The 21,674-nt window shown below is 61.1% G+C and carries 22 protein-coding genes; 12 read left to right on the forward strand and 10 right to left on the reverse strand.

Annotation, left to right across the window (positions count from 1 at the left end; all coding sequences use genetic code 11):
* Nucleotides 1-10: 10 nt before the first annotated feature.
* Nucleotides 11-874: a sterol desaturase family protein gene (locus tag AACH39_RS10305; RefSeq protein WP_338619848.1), complete on the forward strand. Its 864-nt coding sequence runs from the start codon at nucleotides 11-13 to the stop codon at nucleotides 872-874.
* Between the two features lie 122 nt (nucleotides 875-996).
* Nucleotides 997-1,701 (forward strand): outer membrane beta-barrel protein, encoded by a 705-nt coding sequence (locus AACH39_RS10310; RefSeq protein WP_215780184.1) that lies wholly within the window; start codon nucleotides 997-999, stop codon nucleotides 1,699-1,701.
* Nucleotides 1,702-1,738: 37 nt separating this feature from the next.
* Here the strand turns inward: AACH39_RS10310 and AACH39_RS10315 are convergent, their stop codons facing one another.
* The gene (locus tag AACH39_RS10315; RefSeq protein ID WP_215780181.1) at nucleotides 1,739-2,395 is read right to left on the reverse strand and encodes an HAD family phosphatase; all 657 of its coding nucleotides are present in this window, start codon (nucleotides 2,393-2,395) and stop codon (nucleotides 1,739-1,741) included.
* A 144-nt stretch (nucleotides 2,396-2,539) separates the two neighbouring features.
* Nucleotides 2,540-3,187 (reverse strand): MarC family NAAT transporter, encoded by a 648-nt coding sequence (locus tag AACH39_RS10320; RefSeq protein ID WP_215780179.1) that lies wholly within the window; start codon nucleotides 3,185-3,187, stop codon nucleotides 2,540-2,542.
* A 187-nt stretch (nucleotides 3,188-3,374) separates the two neighbouring features.
* On the opposite strand from AACH39_RS10320, the gene AACH39_RS10325 reads away from it, so the two are divergent.
* Both AACH39_RS10325 and dinB read left to right on the forward strand, forming a co-directional pair.
* The gene (locus AACH39_RS10325; RefSeq protein WP_215780177.1) at nucleotides 3,375-3,863 is read left to right on the forward strand and encodes a copper chaperone PCu(A)C; all 489 of its coding nucleotides are present in this window, start codon (nucleotides 3,375-3,377) and stop codon (nucleotides 3,861-3,863) included.
* 161 nt (nucleotides 3,864-4,024) lie between these two features.
* Complete coding sequence (gene dinB, locus AACH39_RS10330) at nucleotides 4,025-5,146, forward strand: DNA polymerase IV (protein ID WP_338619849.1); 1,122 nt, start codon at nucleotides 4,025-4,027, stop codon at nucleotides 5,144-5,146.
* A 33-nt stretch (nucleotides 5,147-5,179) separates the two neighbouring features.
* On the opposite strand, the gene AACH39_RS10335 is transcribed toward dinB, so the two are convergent.
* From AACH39_RS10335 to bioB, 7 genes are all read right to left on the reverse strand, one after another.
* Nucleotides 5,180-5,833 (reverse strand): glutathione S-transferase family protein, encoded by a 654-nt coding sequence (locus tag AACH39_RS10335; RefSeq protein WP_215780161.1) that lies wholly within the window; start codon nucleotides 5,831-5,833, stop codon nucleotides 5,180-5,182.
* A gap of 40 nt (nucleotides 5,834-5,873) precedes the next feature.
* Nucleotides 5,874-6,773: a patatin-like phospholipase family protein gene (locus AACH39_RS10340; RefSeq protein WP_215780159.1), complete on the reverse strand. Its 900-nt coding sequence runs from the start codon at nucleotides 6,771-6,773 to the stop codon at nucleotides 5,874-5,876.
* A gap of 71 nt (nucleotides 6,774-6,844) precedes the next feature.
* Nucleotides 6,845-7,738, reverse strand: coding sequence for a malonyl-ACP O-methyltransferase BioC (bioC, locus tag AACH39_RS10345; RefSeq protein ID WP_338619850.1), 894 nt, complete (start codon nucleotides 7,736-7,738; stop codon nucleotides 6,845-6,847).
* A complete protein-coding gene (bioH, locus tag AACH39_RS10350; protein ID WP_215780155.1) occupies nucleotides 7,735-8,499 on the reverse strand; it encodes a pimeloyl-ACP methyl ester esterase BioH in 765 nt (254 codons plus the stop codon). Before bioH ends, bioC begins: the two co-directional genes overlap by 4 nt.
* A gap of 27 nt (nucleotides 8,500-8,526) precedes the next feature.
* Nucleotides 8,527-11,343: an EAL domain-containing protein gene (locus AACH39_RS10355; RefSeq protein WP_338619851.1), complete on the reverse strand. Its 2,817-nt coding sequence runs from the start codon at nucleotides 11,341-11,343 to the stop codon at nucleotides 8,527-8,529.
* A gap of 45 nt (nucleotides 11,344-11,388) precedes the next feature.
* Nucleotides 11,389-12,546, reverse strand: coding sequence for an 8-amino-7-oxononanoate synthase (bioF, locus tag AACH39_RS10360; protein ID WP_338619852.1), 1,158 nt, complete (start codon nucleotides 12,544-12,546; stop codon nucleotides 11,389-11,391).
* Between the two features lie 36 nt (nucleotides 12,547-12,582).
* Nucleotides 12,583-13,587, reverse strand: a complete 1,005-nt coding sequence (gene bioB / locus AACH39_RS10365; protein ID WP_215780149.1) for a biotin synthase BioB — start codon at nucleotides 13,585-13,587, stop codon at nucleotides 12,583-12,585.
* Between the two features lie 143 nt (nucleotides 13,588-13,730).
* Here bioB and AACH39_RS10370 point away from each other — a divergent pair, with 143 nt between their 5' ends.
* From AACH39_RS10370 to AACH39_RS10380, 3 genes are all read left to right on the forward strand, one after another.
* A complete protein-coding gene (locus tag AACH39_RS10370) occupies nucleotides 13,731-14,453 on the forward strand; it encodes a double zinc ribbon domain-containing protein (RefSeq protein ID WP_338619853.1) in 723 nt (240 codons plus the stop codon).
* A 40-nt stretch (nucleotides 14,454-14,493) separates the two neighbouring features.
* Complete coding sequence (trmL, locus tag AACH39_RS10375; RefSeq protein ID WP_215782618.1) at nucleotides 14,494-14,958, forward strand: tRNA (uridine(34)/cytosine(34)/5-carboxymethylaminomethyluridine(34)-2'-O)-methyltransferase TrmL; 465 nt, start codon at nucleotides 14,494-14,496, stop codon at nucleotides 14,956-14,958.
* Nucleotides 14,959-15,025: 67 nt separating this feature from the next.
* Entirely contained in the window at nucleotides 15,026-15,862 is an 837-nt protein-coding gene (locus AACH39_RS10380; RefSeq protein ID WP_338619854.1) for a septal ring lytic transglycosylase RlpA family protein, read from the forward strand.
* A 186-nt stretch (nucleotides 15,863-16,048) separates the two neighbouring features.
* Here AACH39_RS10380 and yihA read toward each other — a convergent pair whose 3' ends face one another.
* On the reverse strand, nucleotides 16,049-16,675 hold the full coding sequence (yihA, locus tag AACH39_RS10385; protein WP_215780143.1) for a ribosome biogenesis GTP-binding protein YihA/YsxC: 627 nt from the start codon (nucleotides 16,673-16,675) through the stop codon (nucleotides 16,049-16,051).
* 91 nt (nucleotides 16,676-16,766) lie between these two features.
* On the opposite strand from yihA, the gene AACH39_RS10390 reads away from it, so the two are divergent.
* The 5 genes from AACH39_RS10390 to AACH39_RS10410 all read left to right on the forward strand — a co-directional run bounded on the left by AACH39_RS10390 (nucleotide 16,767) and on the right by AACH39_RS10410 (nucleotide 21,658).
* Entirely contained in the window at nucleotides 16,767-17,372 is a 606-nt protein-coding gene (locus AACH39_RS10390) for a c-type cytochrome (RefSeq protein ID WP_215780141.1), read from the forward strand.
* Nucleotides 17,373-17,515: 143 nt separating this feature from the next.
* Complete coding sequence (locus AACH39_RS10395; RefSeq protein ID WP_215780138.1) at nucleotides 17,516-19,555, forward strand: cytochrome c biogenesis protein ResB; 2,040 nt, start codon at nucleotides 17,516-17,518, stop codon at nucleotides 19,553-19,555.
* Complete coding sequence (gene ccsB / locus AACH39_RS10400; RefSeq protein ID WP_338619855.1) at nucleotides 19,533-20,675, forward strand: c-type cytochrome biogenesis protein CcsB; 1,143 nt, start codon at nucleotides 19,533-19,535, stop codon at nucleotides 20,673-20,675. The genes AACH39_RS10395 and ccsB overlap by 23 nt, the downstream gene beginning before the upstream one ends.
* Nucleotides 20,665-20,949: a GIY-YIG nuclease family protein gene (locus AACH39_RS10405; RefSeq protein WP_215780131.1), complete on the forward strand. Its 285-nt coding sequence runs from the start codon at nucleotides 20,665-20,667 to the stop codon at nucleotides 20,947-20,949. Before ccsB ends, AACH39_RS10405 begins: the two co-directional genes overlap by 11 nt.
* A 58-nt stretch (nucleotides 20,950-21,007) precedes the next feature.
* On the forward strand, nucleotides 21,008-21,658 hold the full coding sequence (locus AACH39_RS10410) for an MBL fold metallo-hydrolase (RefSeq protein WP_338619856.1): 651 nt from the start codon (nucleotides 21,008-21,010) through the stop codon (nucleotides 21,656-21,658).
* The last annotated feature ends 16 nt before the right edge of the window (nucleotides 21,659-21,674 follow it).

The following is a 21,674-nucleotide window of genomic DNA, read 5'->3' on the forward strand; positions in this document are numbered from 1 at the left end:
CGGGGGCACCATGCATCTGGATGTCGAACTGATTCTGCTGGCGATGTCGCCGCTGTTTCTGCTGTTTGTCGCCGGCGAATTTGTTTACTGGCGCCGGCATGGCCACAGCGAGTATTTCAGCCTGGCAGACTCACTGTGCAATGCCGTGCTGGCACTGCTGCATCAGGGGGCAGACAAGCTCGCCTGGCTGCTGACCCTGCCACTGTTCACCTGGCTGGCCGAAAAGCACCACCTGTTTGTCATCACCCCGGGCTGGCAAAGTACCCTGGCGCTGTTTGTGCTGCAGGACTTTCTCTACTACTGGTTCCACCGTGCCAGCCACCGTGTACGCTGGCTATGGGCCGCCCATAACGTCCATCACAGCTCGACGCGCATGAACTTCACCACGGCCTTCCGCCAAAGCCTGATGTATCCGGTGGCCGGCATGTGGCTGTTCTGGCTGCCCCTGGCCTGGATCGGCTTTCCGGCACAGTCGATCATTACGGTCGTGCTGCTGAATCTGGCCTATCAGTTTTTTGTCCACACCCGCCTGTGCCGGGATCTGGGACCGCTGGAGTTTGTGCTCAACACCCCGCAGGTGCATCGCTGCCATCACGCGCGCAATCCGCTCTACATCGACCGGAATTACGCCGGTGTGCTGGTGATCTGGGACCGGTTGTTCGGCACCTATGTGGCGGAGCGTGACGACGAGCCCTGTGACTATGGCACGGTCAAACCCGTCAACACCTATAACCCCTTGCGCGTTACCTTCTGCGAATGGCGCGACATGCTGCACGAAATCCGTCAGGTCAAGGGCTGGCGTGCCAAACTGGCCATGCTGCTGGCACCGCCGGAGCGGGCCGCGGCCATCGTGGCCGCCCAAAGCAACGAATAGGAATTGGCTGATCGCATTTTCCAGATTGGCTGACTGACCGGTGTACTGAGAAACCATAAATTTGGCTCCGTTTTCACCCACGACAAGAGCGCTGACGCGCTCTTGTCCTTTCAGGAGCCAATATGCGCAAATCAAGTCCCCTCCTCCTGGCCGGCAGCCTGCTGGCCTGCAGCAGCTGGGCGCAGGCAGATCCTTTTGTCGGCCCTTCCATCAGCCTTGGCGCCTCCCTGGCCGGGATTCAACATCAGGTCAGCAACGAGGAGATTTACAAGCTGTTCATCACCATCAGTAATGGCAACCCCAACATGAGTTCGGGCAATGATTTCCGTGCCAGCCTGCTGCCGGTCATCGACATGAACTGGCAATGGCAGATGGCGCCGAAATGGGTGGCCGGTATCGGCGTGGAGTATGAGGCTGGCAAGCGCACCAGTGGAGAAAGCATTGTCAGCTACATTCCACTGACCGGTTCGCAAACCCTCACGCTCACGCTGAAAAATCACACCGCAGTCTATGGCACCATCGGACGAAAGTGGGGAGAGAACTGGCTGGTATCCGGCAAACTCGCTTACCACGAGGCCAACGCTGAGTCGGCATATCGGTTCCGCACCACCCCGACCTGGATGGATAATATACAAAGCAAGAAAGTGAAGGGCTACGGGATCGGACTGGGGCTGACCCGCAACTGGAAAGATGGCCTGGAACTCCAGTTTGAGGGGGAATATGTCCAGTTCGCCAACATCAATCACTCGATTACGAACACAATAAGCGACTTTAGCACCAAGCCCTCAATGACCCGGTTTAATGCAAAAGTCGGCTATCGTTTCTGATCATCACGCAGGCCATGGCACGCCATGGCCTGTACTTTCAGACCCGTTGTTCGATCCAGTGCCAGGCTTCGCCCATATTGCCGCAGCGCGTTTCAGCGCCGGAGAAATCGTGATGCTGCGACAGAGCCGTCGGAACGGCGATGCAGCGTATCCCCGCCGCGTGTGCTGCCCGGGCCCCGGATTCGGTATCTTCGATCGCGATACACTCTTCGGCCTTCAATTCCAGTCTTTCCAGTGCCAGCAGATAGACATCCGGTTCAGGTTTGCTGAAGCGCACGTCATCGCGGCTGACCATGGTGGCAAAGCGCGAGAAGCAGGCATGCTCGCGCGCCGACGCCGCGACGCCATGCTGGTTGGCCCCGGTCACCACCGCCAGGTCGAGGCGATGACGCCGACAGGCATCGAGCATCTCCGGCACACCGGGCATCAGGGGGAAAGCCTGCTGCGCGAGATAATCGACCGTGCGCTGATCCTTGGCGGCAAACAGCGTCTCGGCAGCGACATCCAGCTCGAAGCGCGTCACCATGTCCCGGGCATTATCGTCCGACGGCACCCCGGCATAACGTTGCTGATAGACCGGCAAGGGCAGATCGACACCATGCAGGCGCAGGACGTCATACCACAGTCGATAGTGAATCATTTCCGAATCAACCAACGTCCCGTCGTGGTCGAACAGTACCGCTTTGATGGTCATGGCACCCCCTGGCAGATTTTGAAATAAAACTACATTTCAAGTGTGCGCCGCACCATGACAATGGTCAAATCGTTGATAAAAAGACAAACAGCCCGTGTGCCGAGTAGCAAACGGGCTGTTGCAAAAAAGTAGTTTGACTACAGATCAGGAACCGGCCATGAAGCTGCGGATGCCCGAGCCGATGAACTGCACACCGACACAAATCAGCAGGAAGCCCAGCAGCCGTGTCATGACCTCCGTGCCGTTGCGCCCCATCTTTTCGGACAGCAAGGCCGAGAAGCGCAAGACAAACCACATGCCCAGGCTGGTCAGAAAGATGGCGGTGAAGGTCATGCCGAAAGCCAGCGCCTTGGTCGCCAGCGAGTGCTCTTCGGCGATCTCCGTGGCGATGCCGATCACCACGGCAATGGTCCCGGGGCCACTGATGCCGGGCATGGCCAGCGGAAAGAAAGCGTAATCTTCGCGATTATTGCTCGGCTTGGGGGCCTGCCCCGGATCCTGTGACAGGAACAGCATGCGATAGCCCAGCACCGCCACGACAAACCCGCCGGCAATACGCAGCGCCCCATAGGAGATGCCGAAGACCGACAGGATGACGTTACCGGCCAGCAGGCTGACTGCCATGATCGATCCTGCATAGACCGCTGCCATCTTGGCCTGATGGTTGCGGCGCAGGTCACTCATGCCGGCCGTCAGGGTGACAAACATCGGGATTTTCGACAGCGGGTTGGTAATCGTGATCAGGCTGATCAGGCCACCAAACAGGTACTGCAGGAAAAAGGTCTTGAACATGTTGTTAGCAACCGAAATGGTCGAGGCGGCTCATTCTAATGCCGCACGGGTCAAAAAGCCCCGGTGCGGCGGCTAAAGGTAGTTTCAGGTCGCAGATTAGCATAAGGGAGTGTGGCAATTTGCCGCTTTTGCTCTGAATCAGCCCATGTTAATTTGACGTAGTCATCATTCATCTGCGCGAGGTCATATGAAGAAGTTATTTGCTGCGGTCTTTTTGCTACTGGCCAGTCAATTGGCATCGGCCCATCCGGTCAAGGCAGGCGATCTGACCATCGACGGCGTATGGGCTCGCTCGACGGCCGCTCAGGCCGCCAATGGTGCGGCCTACCTCACCATCAGCAATCATGGCGCCAGCAGTGACAAACTGATCTCGGTCAGCACGGCCGTCGCCGATCAGGCCCAGCTGCACCATACCAGCATGGACAATGGCGTCATGCGCATGCGCGAGGTCGAAGGGGGTGTCGAGATTGCCGCCGGCAAAACCGTCAAATTTGCGCCGGGTGGCTTCCACATCATGCTGATGGGACTGAAAAAGCCGCTGAAGCAGGGTGAGCACTTTGCCATCACCCTGCATTTCGCCCGTGCCGGTGAGGTCAAGCTGAATGTGGCCGTCCGTGATATGGCCGCCGGGCATGAGATGCACGGTGACATGCACGACGGTATGAAGATGGATTGACCAACTGTTACGTTGCATCCAGTCCACATGATGCAGCGCAACATCCAGCCCTGTCCTTTACCCTTTCGGCCCGGACGTGCACACTGGCGTCCGGAGCACGCATACCCAGCGCCGATTCCCGCAAACACGCCAGGTCGACACCAATAAGGACAAGATGGAGGATGACCCGGGGAATCGGCGGCTCCGTTCGCCCGTACCTGCCACCCTCTGTGCATGTCATGACACCCGGCCGCAAGATCATCCATATCGACTGTGACTGTTTCTACGCCTCGATCGAAATGCGGGACAACCCGTCCTGGCGAGGGATTCCGCTGGCGGTGGGTGGCCGGCCGGACAGTCGCGGGGTGATCGCCACCTGCAATTACGAAGCGCGCCGTTTTGGTGTCCATTCTGCCATGTCGTCGCGACGCGCCCTGATGCTGTGTCCGTCATTGCTGATCGTCCCGCCGGACATGGCCCGCTACAAAGAAGCCAGCCAACGCATCATGTCGATTTATCGCGACTACACGACCCTGATCGAACCCCTGTCGCTGGATGAGGCCTACCTGGATGTCAGCGGCCAGCCCCATTGCCGCGGCAGCGCCACCCTGATGGCGGAAGCGATCCGTCAGCGCATTCGCGATGAAATCGGTATCACCGCCTCCGCCGGCATCGCCCCCAACAAATTCCTCGCCAAGGTCGCCAGCGACTGGCACAAGCCGGATGGTCAGAAGGTGATTCTGCCGGATGAGGTCGATGCTTTTGTGGCGGCCCTGCCGGTCAGCAAAGTCCCGGGCATCGGCAAGGTCACGGCGGAGCGGATGAAGCGCATGGGCATTGAAACCTGCGCCGATCTGCGAACTCGCCCGCGGGCAGATTTATTGCTGGCATTTGGCCGCTTCGGCGAACGGTTGTTCCAGCTGGCCAGGGGCGAAGATGAGCGGGAAGTGGCCGTGGACCGGGTGCGCAAGAGTATCAGCGTCGAAGAGACCTATGCCACCGACTTGCCGGATCTGGACGCCTGCCTGGCGACCCTGCCGGTCTTGCTGCAAAAACTGCAGGAGCGCATTGCACGTGCCGGCAATCCGAGCTGGCGCGGCATCAGTTGCAAACTGAAGTTTACCGACTTCAGCCAGACCACCGTGGAACAGGCAGACAGCCGGCTGGATGCCGCGCATTTCACTCAACTGCTGCAGATGGGCTATGCCCGCGGCCAGCAACCGGTGCGGCTGGTCGGCGTCGGGGTCAGGCTCGATACCGGGACCAGCGAACCGGCGGCCAGACAATTGCCCTTGTTCGACTAAAGCCAAACCGGGCCATGCGGCCCGGCTTTCCTGTCATTTGTTTGCCGCCTGTTCCAGCAGGTAGGCCAGCGCCTTGTCGCGCGCCGCCCAGGTGGTGGTCACGGTCTGGCGCTTGGCCAGTTGTGCCAGATAGGTCTCCGCCCCGGGCAAATGCTGCAGCAGATCTTCACCCAGCATGTCGCTGGCCAGCTTCACACCGGGCAACACCGCCGCGGCCGACAGGTCGGCATAGCTGAAGGTATCGCCCGCCAGGAAGGGTGCGAAGACCGCAATGCGCGCCATCCCCGCCAGGGTCCGGATGATCTTGGCGCGCGCATCGCTGCGGGCCTGCTCATCCAGCGGCGCACCAAAGACCTTGTGACGCTGGAACGGTGCACAACCCTGGATCAGATCCAGGTCGATCAACTGCATCAGCTGCCGCGACAGCGCCCGGCTATTGGGGGTCGGAGGCAGCAGGCTGGCGGTGGGATAGGCATCTTCCAGCCACTCGATGATGGCGGTCGATTCCGACAGGTGGAACTGCCCGATCTCGACGTAGGGAATCTTGCCCAGCGGGCTGCACGCCAGGACCTCGGCATCCTGCGACGGGCGTTGCAGTATTTCCTCGAATTTCACGCCCTTTTCCAGCAAGGCGATCCGCACCTTGTTGTAGTACGGCGAAAGCGGCGCTCCATACAGTTTGATCATGCACTCCTCCTTGGAAAACGGTGCTTTGCTGAGTATGCCATTACTTTGTCATGGCCAGTTGCTTCTGTTGCAGCCTGGCCCTGATCTGGGCAACCGCCTGCTGGGCAGCGAGTTCACCGGCACGAATCGCCTGATTACGGGCATCAAAGGCGGCAGAGCCGATATTCTGTACCTGCGGCCGGATCACAACATCGGCCTGCTTCAATTCACTGGCCAGCGCCGCCACGCTCATGATATTCAGACTCTGGTCCAGCGTGGACAGGAAGCCGGTTGCCGCACCGGCCTTGGGACGGGCGGAAATGTCGACAGCGATCACCAGGTCGGCCCCCATCTCATGTGCGGCGCTGACCGGCACCGGACTGACCAGGCCACCATCCACATAGCGGTGCCCGGCAATGTCCACCGGCAGGAAGACATTGGGAATGCTGGCCGAGGCGCGAACGGCCTGGCCGGTATTGCCCAGACGGAAGACCACCCGCTTGCCGGTGTCCAGCTCGGTGGCCACCGCGCCGAAGGGTTTGGCCAGCTTTTCGATCGGACGATTCTGCACCTGGGTATTGATGAAGGACTGCAGGCGCTCGCCCTTGATGAAGCCACGCGTCGACAGGGTGAAGTCGGCCAGATTGGTTTCATCGAGCCGCACGGCGATCTGTTGCAGCTGCGCAGGCGAATAGCCGGCAGCATACAGACTGCCCACCACGCTGCCGGCGCTGGTGCCGGTGACGATATCCGGCACGATGCCGTTGGCCTCGAGCACCTTGATCACCCCGACATGGGCAAACCCCTTGGCGGCCCCCCCCCCGAGCGCCAGACCAATTCTGATATGCGGCGGCGTAACCGGTTTGGGCGCGACCACCGGCTCGGGTTTGTGAGACAGGGAGCCACAGGCGGCCAGCAGGCCGGCCAGCAGCAACAGCGCAGTTTGTTTGTAAATCTTCATGAACTCATCTCTATAAAAAACAAAGGCCATGCGGCCAGGTTGCCCCGACTGCATGGCCAGCCCCCGCGCGCTCAGCGCCTGGGCTGGAATTCAATCACCTGACGCCCATCCGGCAAAGTACGCGAAGGTTTGTCCTGTCCGCGCCAGGCGTGGCCATAGACCACCTCGTAGGTTGCCGGCAGGCGTCCGTCGCGGCGCAGCGTCTCGTAACGGGCCTCCACCTGCCGCCATGCCTGCTTGCCCATCAGGCCGCGCCCGCGTCCGGCAGTCGCATTGTGGGCACCGATGGCTTTCAGATCGTGCATGACGTCGCGTACGCCCTCATAGGTCATGACGATTTTTTCCATGTCCATCACCGGTTCGGACAAACCGCCCGCCAGCATGGCATCGCCCAGATCGTGCATGTCGATGAACTGATTGACGTGGGTAAACCCATCCAGACCGGCAAAGGACTGTCGAAGTTCCTGCAGCGTATCCGGTCCCAGGGTGGAAAACAGGATCATGCCTCCCGGCTTGAGCACGCGGCGGAACTCGGCAAAGGCCCCGTCCGGCACATTGACCCACTGAATGGCCAGATTAGACCAGATCATGTCCACACTGGCATCGGCCAGGGGCAAGCGCTCGATATCGGCGCACACCTGCCAGGGCTTGTTGCGCTGAAACAGCCGGTCCATCAGCCCGGCCTGTTGCTGCTGCCGGCTGCGCGACGCGGCCAGCATGGCATGGGCGAGATCCAGCTCGATCACCCTGGCATCGGGATAACGGCGGCGCAGCTCGGCGGCCCCTGTTCCCGTGCCGCTGCCGGCATCGAGGATGACGCCGGGCTGCAGCTTGATGTAATCGAGTCGTTCGGCCATGCGCTGCGCGACCTCGCGCTGCAACACCGCAGCACTGTCATAACTGGCGGCGGCGCGCTCGAAAGCCGCGCGAACCCGCGCCTTGTCGGTATAAAAAACTTCACTCATGCATGGCAATCCAGAAATTCGGTCAAGCTTGCGAGGAACGCCGCCTCATGGGACAGAAACGGCGCGTGAGAGGCTTGCGCAAAGGTGATCATTGTAGCGGAAGGCAGCTGGCTGGCCAGCCATTCACCGGCAGCGGGCGGCGTGAGGACATCACGCTGGCCATAAAACAGGCCGACCGGGCACTGAATCTCGCGGGTGCGGCCACGCAAGTCAGCCTGCAGCAGCAGTTGCAGCGCCGCCAGCAAGCCTTGCGGACGGCCGTGGGCGAATAACTGCGCCCGCAGCGCTTTCAGCGTATCGCGCGCACTGCTCGATCCCAGCATCTGTAGTGCCAGAAAACGCTCCAGAGTGACTTCAAACGCCGCGTCCAGACTGGCACCCACCGCCTCGATGGCGGCGGCAGACTGAGCGTGGGGCCAGTCTGCCTTCTTGACGAAGCAGGGACTGGAGGCCACCAGCGCCAGGCTGCGCACTTGCTGCGGAGCCTGCAGCGCCCAGTATTGACCGATCAGCCCGCCCAGCGACCAGCCGACCACATGCACCGGCCAGGGGAACTGCGCATTCAGCAACCCCACGACCTGCTCGCCCTGATAAGGCTCAAGCGGCGCGGAGGCCCCATGGCCGGGCAAGTCGACGCAATGGACACAATATTGTTCGGCCAGAGACTCGGCAACGCGGGCAAACACCCCGCCGTGCAACCCCCAGCCATGCAACAGGACGACATCGGCACCACGGCCGATGGTTTCGACATACAGGGTCATACCGCCCCCTGTGTGCCGACGGGAAAATCAGACAATGGCGTACTCCTGCTCGATGGCCGCCAGCCTCAGCCAGTCAACATCGCCGGCCGGGGCGGGGTGAGAAAACAGATAACCCTGCACCTTGTTGCATCCCATGGCACGCAGACGCTGTAGTTGCGAAGCGGTTTCCACCCCCTCGGCCACCACCTCCAGGGCGAGCGCCTCGGCCAGTGCCAGGATGGCGCGCACAATGGCGGCAGACTCTTCGGTACGATCGACATCAAACACGAAAGACTGGTCGATCTTCAGGACATCGAAGCGATAGCGATGCAGGTAGGACAGCGCCGAATAGCCGGTACCGAAGTCATCCAGCGCCAGCCGCAGCCCCATCTGATGCAGCTGCCGCATCACCGTGGCGGCGGTGTCCGGAACATCGATCAGCGCAGTTTCGGTGATTTCGAGGTGCAGCATGCCTGGCTGCAGATCATGCTGGCGAATCAGGTCTGCAATCCAGCCGACCAGTTGGGCATCCTGCAGATTGGCGGAAGACAAATTGACGTGCAAGGCCATGCCCGGCCCCACGCGCCCGGCATCCAGCCACTGGCGCCACTGGGCGCACGCCGCCTGGATCATGTAGCGGTCGAGCCGCATGATCAGGCCACTTTCTTCGGCGATCGGCAGGAAACTGGAGGGCGAAATCAGGCCACGCATCGGGTGGCGCCAGCGTACCAGGGCCTCGAAGCCGGCCAGACGCCCGGTGTCGGCCTCGATAAAGGGCTGATAGTAGGGCACCAGCTGGTCTTCATCGTCGAGGGCCCGGCGCAGCTCGGCCTCCATGGCCAATTGATCAGCCTGATCGGCACGCAATTCATGATTGAACACGGTAAAGCCGTGCCGTCCCTGCTGCTTGGTGCGGTACATGGCATGGTCGGCATCGCGCAACAGGTCATCGGCACTGTGGTGGTGTTCGCGATCTGCCAGCACCACGCCCAGGCTGGCGGTGGTAAACACCTCTCGGCCGGCAATGATGATCGGGCGCTCGAACTCGGCCACCATACGGCGCGCAATCATTTCGCAACCTTCGATCTGGCTCATGCCGACCAGCAGCACAGCAAATTCATCGCCGCCCAGGCGCGCCATGAAATCGTTCTGACGCATGCAATTGCGGATGCGGCTGCCCGCTTCGGCCAGCAGATGATCGCCGGCCAGATGACCCAGGGTGTCATTGACCAGCTTGAAACGATCCAGGTCGATGAAGAACACGGCAAAGCGCTCGCCGACGCCGTTGACATAGGCTTCCCAGGTACGGCGCAGCGTTTTGGCAAAGAAGCTGCGATTGGGCAGCTTGGTCAGGGAGTCATGCATGCTGTCGAATTGCAGTTGAGCATTGACCGCATCCAGCGCACTGGTGCGCTCACGCACCCGCTCCTCCAGCTCGGCGTAGGCCCGCTGCAACTCTTCCAGCACCCGTACCCGCGTCAGGGCGCTGCCGATGCTGTTGGCGACGCAAGCCAGTACTTGCTGATCGCGGAAGCTGAACAACACCCCCTGCTGATAGCTGCGTACCGACAACACCCCGAGCAGATCGTGCCCGCTATACAGCGGCACACCCAGCCAGCTCTCGGCCTCAGCGACCTGCCCCTGCAAGGCACCCGACTGCTGGCGCGGCCGCGCCAGCACCGGCAGGCCGCTGTGCAGCACCTGCTCGATCAGGCCGCGTCCCGGCTTGTGCGGGGCCGGATCGGCCTCATGCTCATCGACGCTGTAGGGAAAACGAATGGTGTCGCTCAGGGGGTCATACAGCGCCACCTGAAAATTGTGGGCCGGCATCAGCTCAACCAGCTGACGATGCACGCCGGCGAGGAATGCCGCCAGCGACAGGCTGGTATTGGCCAGCCCGGCAATCTCGAACAGAACCTGCTGCACCTGCTGCGCCTGGCGACGCTCTTCCACTTCAGCCATCAACCGGGCATTGGCACCTTCCAGCTCACGCGTGCGCAGCCAGACCTCCTGCTCCAGCTGCGCCCGGTATTGCATCCGGGCCAGGGCACTGCCCATGGCACGAACCGTATACTGGAACAGACGCTGCTCGGCCACCGAAAAGACCGGCTCGCCCTGATAGCGCTGCAGCACCACGGCACCGCGGGCGACGCCATCCGCACCGAACAGGGGTTCGCCGACCCACAGTACCGGCGGCTCGGTCTCATCCGGCAAGGCCTCATACACGGCAGCCTGGTCAAGGTACAGGGTGGTTTGCGTGCGCACGACCCGCATGGCCAGTTCGACCTGGCGGACCTCATCCAGCTGGAACAATCGTTCCGGGGCCGGGGCAAAGGCACTGTGGCGGTTGCGATAGAAAGGGAAACGCAGGGCCGTGCCACTCTCGTCCAGCAGTGCCACGTGCAGATTGCCGACCGCAAACAACGGGTCGAGCAAGCGGTAAACCTGGGAGAAAAACTGCTCGACGCCGGTGCACTCGCTGGACAGGCGGCTGATCTCCAGCAGCGCTTCCTTCACCACCCGGGAGCGCGCCTCGGACTCAGCCTGATGCCAGGCCAGCCAGGCCGGGGCAAGCAGGCTGACCAGGCTTGCGGCCTGGGCTTGCGGCATGCCGCGCCAGACCAGACAGCCCAGCTGTTGCCGGCCATGCATGACCGGCAACATGCCCTGGTCGGCATGCGGCATCAGGGCGGCATCCGTTCCTTGCGGCACCGGCAGTGACCCGCTGTCATCCGACGTCGCCAGACACTGCCAGCCATGATCGTCCTGATGCCAGATCGCCAGGCAGACGTCCGGGGACAGCCACCGGGCCAGGCTCAGCACCTGATCGGCAGTCTGCGCCGGCGTTACCAGTGCGTCACCCATGCCACTCATAAGATGAATCGTTGTCTTTCATTGGCAGAAAGCACATCAGCCGGTCGTTACATACGCGCTGCGCAGCCCCTCGATCAGACTGGCCACCTCATGCTCCTCATGGGCGGCCGACAGGGAGATGCGCAAACGGGCGCTGCCTTTCGGCACAGTAGGCGGGCGGATGGCCGGCACCCAGAGTCCCATCTGGCGCAACCTGGCCGACATGCTTAGTGTTTGTTTATTGTCGCCTATAATAAGTGGCTGGATTGGCGTTCGGGAAGCTTTAAATTCAATAACATTGTCATTTCTCAGTGCCTGCAACTGCCCGATGTGCCGGTGCAGCCGCTCGCGCCGCCAGCTTTCCTCGCGCATCAATCTCACGCTGGCCCGAATGGCCGCTGCCAGAACCGGCGAATGCGCCGTCGAAAACACATAGCTGTGTGCCGTGTTCATCAGCCAGTCGATCAGCGCCTGACTCCCCGCGACAAACGCGCCACTCACGCCGGCAGCCTTGCCCAGCGTCGCCATATAGATGATGCGCTCGCTGGCGGGCAAGCCAGCCAGACTGCCGCGGCCCTCTCCCAACACGCCAAAACCATGGGCGTCGTCCAGATACAGCCAGGCATCATAGCGCTCGGCCATTCGCAGTAAATCCGCCAGCGGGGCCTGATCACCGTCCATGCTGTACACCGCATCAACGGCAATCAACCGGGTGCGGGCGCGGCTTTTTTGCAACAATGCTTCAAGATGATTCAGGTCATTATGACGAAAGCGTTGAAAGTCCGCCCTGGATAGCAGGCAGGCATCATTCAGAGAGGCGTGATTGAGGCGATCGGCAAAGACACTATCCCCGCGTCCGATCAGACTGGTGATCACGGCCAGGTTGGCCGCATAGCCGGCACTAAACAGTAGCGCGGCGGGTTGACCGACAAACTCGGCCAGATCGGCTTCGGCCTGCTGGTGAACATGCGCATGCCCGGTCACCAGCGGTGAGGCGCCGCTGCCGACGCCCCATTCCTCCGCGGCCTGGCGTACCGCTTCGATCAACAGCGGGTGCCTGGCCAGACCCAGGTAGTCATTGCTGGCAAATGACAGATAAGGCTGACCGTCAATGACCACCCGGCTCCCCTGCGGGCTGCCGAGCACGGCACGCTGGCGCAGCTGATCCCGATGCGCCAGCGCGGTCAGGGCCGCATCAAGATCAGATGCCTTCATGGGTATTTACTCTTTATATATATGTCTGCCTGCCAGTCACTCCGCGGCAGCAGACAGCTCAAGCGGCAGCAGATCCAGTTTTTGCATCAATTGACGATCCGCTTCCACATCCGGGTTCCCCGTGGTCAGCAGCTTATCGCCATAGAAAATGGAGTTCGCCCCGGCCAGGAAACACAAGGCCTGCATCGCTTCAGGCATGCTGCGCCGCCCTGCCGACAGGCGTACAAAGCTGCCCGGCATGGTCAGACGTGCCACGGCAATGGTGCGCACAAACTCGGTCCAGTCCAGATCAGCCGCATCTTCCATCGGCGTGCCATGCACCTTGACCAGCTGATTGACCGGCACCGATTCAGGCTGCGGATCCAGATTGGCCAGCTGAGCGATCAGCCCGGCGCGATCCTGCCGGGTCTCGTTCAGCCCGACAATGCCGCCACAGCACACCGACAGACCGGCCTGGCGAACCTTGCCCAGCGTATCCAGGCGATCATTATATTCGCGAGTCTGGATGATATCGGCGTATTTGTCCGGTGCGGTGTCCAGATTGTGGTTGTAGTAGTCGAGGCCGGCCCCCTTGAGCTGTTCCGCCTGGCCATCCTTGAGCAGACCGAAGGTGGCACAGGTCTCCAGACCCAGCGCTTTGACCTGACGCACCATCTCCAGCGTCTTGGCCAGGTCGGCATCCTTGGGGCCACGCCAGGCGGCCCCCATGCAGAAGCGGCTGGCACCGTTGTCGCGCGCGGCACGCGCAGCCGCCACCACTTCGTCCACCGTCATCATCGGCTGATCTTCCACCGGGGTATCGTGATGCGACGACTGCGGACAATAGCCGCAGTCTTCTTCACAGCCACCGGTCTTGATCGACAACAGCGTGGACAGCTGCACGCGGCAAGGATCAAAGAACTGGCGGTGGACCTCGGCGGCACGGAACACCAGTTCCATCAGCGGCAAGTCATACAGCGCCTCAACCTCGGCCACGGTCCAGTTGCTGCGTTGCGGATGCGGTTGCGACGGGGAGGCAAAGCGAATCGTACTTTGTTGCATGGGGAGTCCTCGAACGATGTCGTGCACTCTTCTATAAGAGTGCACGAGCACTTTAAGCTGGGCGTCGCGCCTGAGCGCTGGCCCGCCCGCGAGGCGGGCAGGCATCGGGCTCTGGGCTGACAGGAAATCGGGAGCATCTTGGCGTGTGGCGAACTGCATTGTCAAACATATTGACCACATTAATTGACAGTAGATCAATATTTAATCAATCGTGCCTGTTATGCGGCAGCGCCGATGCCAACCAGGGACTTTGCCTTCCCTGTCGGCAGGATTTACCCGTCCTTCCCAGGCCATTTTGTCCGCGCTGTGCGCTCCCCCTGCCTGAAAACGGGCTTTGCGGGCGCTGCCTGCGTCATCCGCCGGTTTTTGACGCCCTACACGTTCCTTATGTCTTTCGCTACCCCATCAGTGCTTTGATACATGCCTACAAGTATGGCCGCAGGCTAGAACTGGCGGGCATTCTGGGCAACTTGCTGGCCGCCGGCACGCCTCCCGTGGACAAAAAATACGACCTTGTCATGGCGGTTCCACTGTCAAAAGAACGACTTGCCGAACGCGGCTTCAACCAAAGCCTTGAACTCGCCAGGTCACTTGTTGGTATAATCCCTGACCGATTTCTACCGGGTTTGTGTTGGCGAAAATGCAACACCCTCCCGCAGACCGGTCTGAGACACCGGCAAAGACGGCGGAATGTCCGCCATGCATTTTGCGTAGAAACCAGACTGGACGGGCTCTCTGTTGCCGTTGTCGACGACGTGGTCACCACCGGTTCGACCCTCGATTCACTGTCCTCGGAACTCAAAAAAATGGGGGCAAAACGGGTCGAAGTCTGGGCCCTTTGCAGGGCAATCCGCGTAAAGACTTGACCAACTTTTTGATTCTTTGGAACAATCCACCCTGCCAACGATGTTCACAGTAGTTCTATTCCAGCCGGAAATCCCGCCTAATACAGGCAATGTGATCCGTTTATGTGCCAATACCGGCTGTGAACTGCATCTGGTCAAACCGCTGGGCTTCCCGCTAGATGACGCCAAATTGCGTCGGGCGGGCCTGGATTATCACGAGTACGCCAAACTGGTCGTGCACGAGAACTGGGAAAGCTGCCTGGCGAGCCTTCAGGGGCGACGAATTTTCGCCGCCACCACCAAAGGCGCGACGCGCCATGACCAGATTGTTTACCGAGCCGGGGATGTATTCCTGTTCGGACCTGAATCTCGCGGTTTGCCTGACGATGTCCTCGCCGGGTTCCCGCACGAGAGGAGGATCCGTCTGCCGATGCAACCCGAGTCACGCAGCATGAATTTGTCGAATGCTGTGGCCGTTACCGTTTATGAGGCGTGGCGGCAAATTGATTTTCTCGGAGGCAGCTAGCAGTTCAGCCGTTGGCCTAACAGCATAAGGGAGGTATATGAAGCCTGCATTCCGATGGCTGTGGCTTGTGTTAGTCAGTCTAGTGCTCGTGGCCTGCTCCACCGTCAAGACAGCAAGTGCCACCAGTCAATCGTCGGCTTCCCCGACGAAGAAGTCGCTGGCCAGAAACGGGGCGTATTTCCAGAATGATGGTCCGGCAGACCACATTCCGGTCAACCTCGATCTGGTTCCCAATGCGGTTCCGCAAGACGAACCGCTGATTCGCGCAGCCAATCTGCCGTACTCTGCCATGGGCATGAGTTTCCGCCCTGACACCAGCAACACCCCCTACAAGGTACGGGGGACGGCGTCCTGGTACGGCAAGCAGTTCCACGGTCGACGCACCACGTCGGGCGAGCGTTACGACATGTTCGCCATGACGGCCGCACACCCGACCTTGCCGATCCCGAGCTATGTTCGGGTGACCAACCTGAAAAACGGCAAGACGGTCGTCGTACGCATCAATGATCGTGGTCCGTTCCACCGTGGTCGCATCCTGGACCTGTCGTATGCCGCCGCCCACAAGCTCGGCTTCGTCGGCCAGGGCAGTACCAAGGTTCAGATCGAACGGGTATGGCCGGCCACCGAGACCGCTTCGACCCAGCAGGCCAAGCCTGCCGAAGTCGCAGCGCTCAAGCAGGAAGACGCGCCGAAGTACCTGCAGCTGGGTGCCTTCGATCAGCTGTCCAATGCCGAAGCACTGCTGAAGAAGCTGGTTGACCGGCTCGACGCCAGCTACGATCCGAAGCTCGGCATCGTCAACCAGAAGGGAACCTATATGGTTCGTCTGGGGCCGTTTGACTCTGCCGCCGCCGTGCGCAGCGCTGCCGAATCGCTGAACGTGGAAAACATCGTGATGAACTGATCGCGAACCAACAGACTGACACAGCCACAAGGGCGAAGCACTTCGGTGCTTCGCCCTTCTCTTTGGCAGAGCCCAAAAACAAAAACCCCGACAGCGCGAGCTGCCGGGGAAAAAATGCCTTCAGGTATCAGCAAAGGCCCCGCTCAGGGAGGTGAAGCGGGAGGCGCCTGACAGGCGCCATATCGTTTAGTCAGAATCCTCCTGGCAAAGTTCCTCGCCACCGAGGTAACTTGCAAACCAGCCTGCCACGACGGTTTCCACCTCGTCGATACCCGTCTTCTTCAGGCTGGAGAACAGCTGCACCGTCACCCCGGGATAATCGGCCAGTGCACTCTTGACCGCCGCCAGCGTCTTGCTCTGCTCCTGACGGCTGAGCTTGTCCGCCTTGGACAGCAGGATATGCACCGGTCGCTGCGTCACGCGGAAATACTCCAGCATGTGCTGATCCAGCTCCTTGAGCGGATGACGGGCATCCATGATCAGCAACAGGCCGATCAGGCTGGAGCGGGTCTGCAGATAACGACCGAGCAGTTCCACCCAGTGGCGGCGCACCGCCTCGGGCACCTCTGCATAGCCGTAGCCCGGCAAATCGACCAGATAACGTTCATCGCCCAGATCGAAGAAATTGATATGCTGCGTACGCCCGGGGGTCTTGGAAACGAAAGCCAGACGGGTGCGGTTGGCCAGCGTATTGATCGCGCTCGACTTGCCTGCGTTGGAGCGTCCGACGAAGGCCACTTCGGCGCGCGTAGCCGGCAAGTCCTTCATATGGTTTACAGTGGTGAAGAAGCGCGCATTCTGAAAAATCGTCATAGTAGTAGGGTCAATGCAATTGGTATAGAATAGCAGATTCAAATTGCCGCGATTACAGGTTTATTAAACCATTGCACGACAAGGAGCGACCATGAGACAAAAGGTGCTGTTGGCACTGGCCGCCGCCACACTGGCTGGCAGCGTATCGGCCCAAACCCAGGGCGACCCCGCCAAAGGTCAGCTGTTGGTACAGCAGGTCTGCGCAGCCTGTCACGGGATCGATGGCAACAGCGTAGCATCCAGCAATCCGACCCTGGCCGGTCAGCACCCGGCGTATATTGTCAGCCAGCTCAAGGCCTTCAAGTCCGGCCAGCGCAAGAACCCGATCATGCTCGGCATGGCCAGCGCGCTGTCCGATCAGGATATGCTCAATGTCGCCGCCTACTTCAGCCAGCAAAAGCCGAAGGAACACGATGCGGCCGACAAGAGCCTGCTGGCCGCAGGCAAGACGTTGTACCGCGCCGGCAATCCGGCCACCCGCGTCCCGGCCTGTATGGCCTGCCATGGTCCGTCCGGTGCCGGCATGCCGGACCAGTTCCCGCGCCTGGGCAGCCAGCAGTCGGCCTATGTACTGAAGCAGCTGAATGACTTCAAGGCAGGTACCGACCGCAAGAACGCCGTGATGTACGACATTGCCAACCGCCTGTCGGACGCCGAGATGAAAGCCGTTGCGGAATACATTTCCGGATTGCGTTGATTCAAGGCTCTGCGCGCAGACCGTGTCCGACATCATACGCAGTTTTGTCCGGACCCGATAACCCGATCTGGCATCGCCTGCCTGGCAGGTGATGCCGGTTGTGCCCGGCGCGCACCTCGCTGTGCGCCCTCAGACAGCCCCCTATGAAGACAGACCGCCGTACCCAGACCTCACTGCGTGCCCTGTACGAGCTCCTGAGCTCGATGCGTTTTGCCATCGGCCTGCTGACCATCCTGGCCATCGCCTCGATCATCGGTACCGTCCTCAAGCAGAACGAGCCCTACCCCAACTACGCCTTCGAATTCGGTCAATACTGGTTCCAGGTCTTTGCCACGCTGGGGCTGTACGACGTCTATCACTCGGCCTGGTTCATTACCATTCTGGCTTTCTTGATGCTCTCGACCACCCTGTGCATCATCCGCAATGCACCGGGCTTCCTGCGAGACATCCGTTCCTATCGCACCAGCGCCCGCGAACGCTCGCTGGCCGCGATGAAACTCAGCGCCCAGTGGGCGGGACAGGCCGACACGGCCGCCCTGAGCAGTTACCTGCAGCGCCAGGGCTTCCGGCTGCGCACCGTCGAGCGCGAAGACGGCAGCACACTGATCGCGGCCAAGAAGGGCAGCGCCAGCCGTCTGGGCTACTTCTTTGCGCATGGCGCCATGATCATCATCTGCCTGGGGGGCCTGATCGATGGCAACCTGCCGCTGAAGATGCGCGAACTGTTCGGCAGCGTGGTGGCAGAAACCCGCGACCTGCCGCAATCGCAGATTCCGGCGCAAAGCCGCCTGTCCACCGGCAACCTGTCATTCCGCGGCGACGTCACCATTGCCGAGAACAAGAGCGCCGACGTGGTGTTCATCAACTCCGGCCCCGGTTATCTGGTGCAAGAGCTCCCCTTCATCGTCACCCTGCGCAAGTTCAACGTCGATTACTACAGCAACGGCATGCCCAAGTTGTTTGCCAGCGACATCGAAGTGACCGACAAAGCCAGCGGCAAGATCACCCGTGCCCGGGTCGAGGTCAACCATCCGCTGATCGTCGACGGCGTGGCCATCTACCAGGCCAGCTTCGGTGACGGCGGCTCGCCGCTGAAACTCAAGGCCTGGAATCTCGACAGCCCGCAATCGGCACCGGTTACCATCGACGGTCTGTCCAAAGCCAGTCAGCCGCTGCGGGCCAATGGCCGCGATTACCGGCTGGAATTCAACGATCTGCGCGTGTTCAATATCGAGGACATGAGCAACCGCAGCCAGACAGACCACAGTCTCGGCCAGCGCATGAAAGATGCGCGCGAAGTCACGCGCGAGCGCCAGCTGAAGAACGTCGGGCCGTCGATCGGCTTCAAGATCCGCGACAGCCAGGGTCAGGCCCATGAGTACCTGACCTATATGGCACCGATCCAGCAGGACGGCGCCAGCTACCTGATCGCCGCATCCCGCAGTGAGGTCTCGCAACCCTTCGACTACCTGCGCATTCCACTGGATGATCAGATGTCGGTCGATACCTTCATGCGCCTGCGCGCCGCCGTCATGAATCCGGCCCTGTATGACGAGATTGCCGCGCAAAGCGGCGCCAAGGCCATGCAGGGCAATGCCATCAGCCCGGCCATGCGCAAGGAATTCGAAGCCAGCGTCAAGTGGATCCTCTCCCGCTTTGCCGAAGGCGGCTTTGACGGACTGCAGACCTTCCTCGAGCAACACGTACCGGCTGACAAGCGCGCCGACGTGGCGCAGACCTATATCAAAATTCTGCAGGGTGCCATCATCGACGTCATGGACGTCGCCAACCGCCATGCCGGCGTCGCACCCATGGCGCGTGATGCCGGCCACTACCGCTTCCTGCTCGACAGCCTGGTGGCCATCAGTGCCTTCAAGGACTATGGCGCACCGGTATTCCTGCAACTGGACAGCTTCCAGCAAGTTCAGGCCTCCGGCCTGCAGATGACCCGCTCGCCGGGCAAGACCCTGGTCTACCTGGGCTCCCTGCTGCTGGTCATCGGCATCCTGCTGATGTTCTACATTCAGGAAAGGCGCCTGTGGCTGCTGATCAAGCCGGACAGCCTGCTGCTCGCCATGAGCGCCAACCGCCCCAACCCGGATCTCGACCGGGACTTCGCGCGTCATCAGGACGCCATCCAACAGCTAGCACGAGGTGAAGATGGACATCGCCCAACAGCGTGAAACCCGCAAACTGCACCAGCGCCTGGGCATCGGCGACTGGCTCTATGCCCTGTTCATCCTGGCGGCCGCCTTCGTGGCGTACAACCGCTTCGGTCAGTACATGGACTACTACGAGCACCTGATCCTGGCGGGTGCCAGCATCGGTCTGGTGGCCTTCGGCTGGTTCTGGACCGCCTGGCGCCGCTTCTTCCCGCTGGTGGCGGCCCTGTCCCTGCTGGCCGTCAACCTGTACCACGGCGACCTGGCTCGCGGCCAGAGTGCCTTCTGGCTCAAATACCTGCTGTCCAGCCAGTCGTCCATCATGTGGATGTGCGTGCTGTTCTTCCTGGCCACCGGCTGCTACTGGGTCGGCCTGCTGCGCCGTTCTGTGACCGGCATGGCGCTCGGCAGCGGCCTGACCTGGGCCGCCACCGCCATGGGTTTTGCCGGCATGTTCACCCGCTGGTATGAAAGCTATCTGATCGGCAGCGACATCGGCCACATTCCGGTTTCCAACCTGTACGAAGTCTTCATCCTGTTCTGCCTGATCACCGCGCTGATGTATCTGTACTACGAAGCCGGCTTCAAGGTGCGCCAGCTCGGTGCCTTCGTGCTGCTGGTGATCAGTGCCGCCGTCGGTTTCATCCTGTGGTACACCTTCGACCGCCAGGCCCATGAAATCCAGCCGCTGATTCCGGCCCTGCAATCCTGGTGGATGAAGATCCACGTCCCGGCCAACTTCATCGGCTACGGCGCCTTCTCCATGGCCGCCATGCTGGGGGTAGCCGAGCTGGTGGTGATGAAGGGCTGGCTGCAAGACAAGCTGCCCAAGGCCGAAGTACTGGACGAAATCATGTACCGCGCCATCGCGGTCGGCTTCCTGTTCTTCACCATCGCCACCATCCTCGGCGCCATGTGGGCCGCCGATGCCTGGGGCGGCTACTGGTCGTGGGACCCGAAAGAAACCTGGGCACTGATCGTCTGGCTCAACTATGCCGCCTGGCTGCATGTGCGCCTGGTCAAGGGCTGGCGCGGCAAGCCGCTGGCCTGGTGGGCGGTGATCGGCATCTTCGTCACCAGCTTTGCCTTCCTCGGCGTCAACATGTTCCTGTCCGGCCTGCACTCCTACGGTGGACTGTAAGCCTGTCGCTGCCCGCCCCTGGTATCTGTATGTCATCGCCTGCCGGGGCGGCAGCCTGTATACCGGCATCAGTACCGATGTCGCGCGCCGCTACCAGCAACATGCCAGCGGTCGCGGCGCACGCTACACCCGCAGTCACCCGCCGGAAAAACTGCTGCTGAGCATCGAATTCCCCGACCGTTCCGAAGCGCTCAAAGCCGAATATGCCTTCAAGCAACTCAGCGCTGCCGAAAAGCGATCTTTCTGTTTGCGACATGAAACTGCCAGTGACTAGGCCACAGCTTTTTGCTATGCAACAATAATCCATCCACGACTACCCCGGTTTTTGCATCATGGCTCTCCACTATCACGTCATTCCGGTCACGCCGTTCGCCCAGAACTGCTCGATCCTGTGGTGCGACGAAACGCAGCGCGCAGCTGTCGTCGATGCCGGCGGGGATCTGGAGCGTATTCTGGACTTTACCCGCGCCAAGGGCCTGACCATCGAGAAACTGCTGCTGACCCACGGCCACATCGACCATGCCGGCGCAGCGGCCGAACTGGCACGCCAACTGGGCGTCGACATCGAAGGCCCGCAGGCCGATGACGCTTTCTGGCTTGATCAACTGCCACAACAGGGACAGTCCTTCGGCTTTCCGCACAGCGCCGCCCTGACCCCGCAACGCTGGCTCAACCAGGGCGACAGCGTCACCGTCGGCAAGCAGACCCTGCAGGTCATCCACTGCCCGGGCCACACCCCGGGGCACGTGGTGTTCTACAACGCCGAAGCCGGCCTGCTGGTCGCCGGCGATGTCCTGTTCCAGGGCTCGATCGGCCGTACCGACTTTCCGCGCGGCAACCACCGCGACCTGCTCGACGCCATCCACAACAAACTGTTCATCCTGCCGGACGACACCACCGTCATCACCGGCCACGGCCCCTTCACCACCCTGGGGGATGAAAAGCGCAGCAACCCCTTCGTGATGAACGCCGGCTACCGCTGAGGCCACGCAGCATCCG

It is taken from the genome of Paludibacterium flexuosum (genome assembly GCF_037076605.1).
GTDB lineage: Bacteria > Pseudomonadota > Gammaproteobacteria > Burkholderiales > Chromobacteriaceae > Paludibacterium.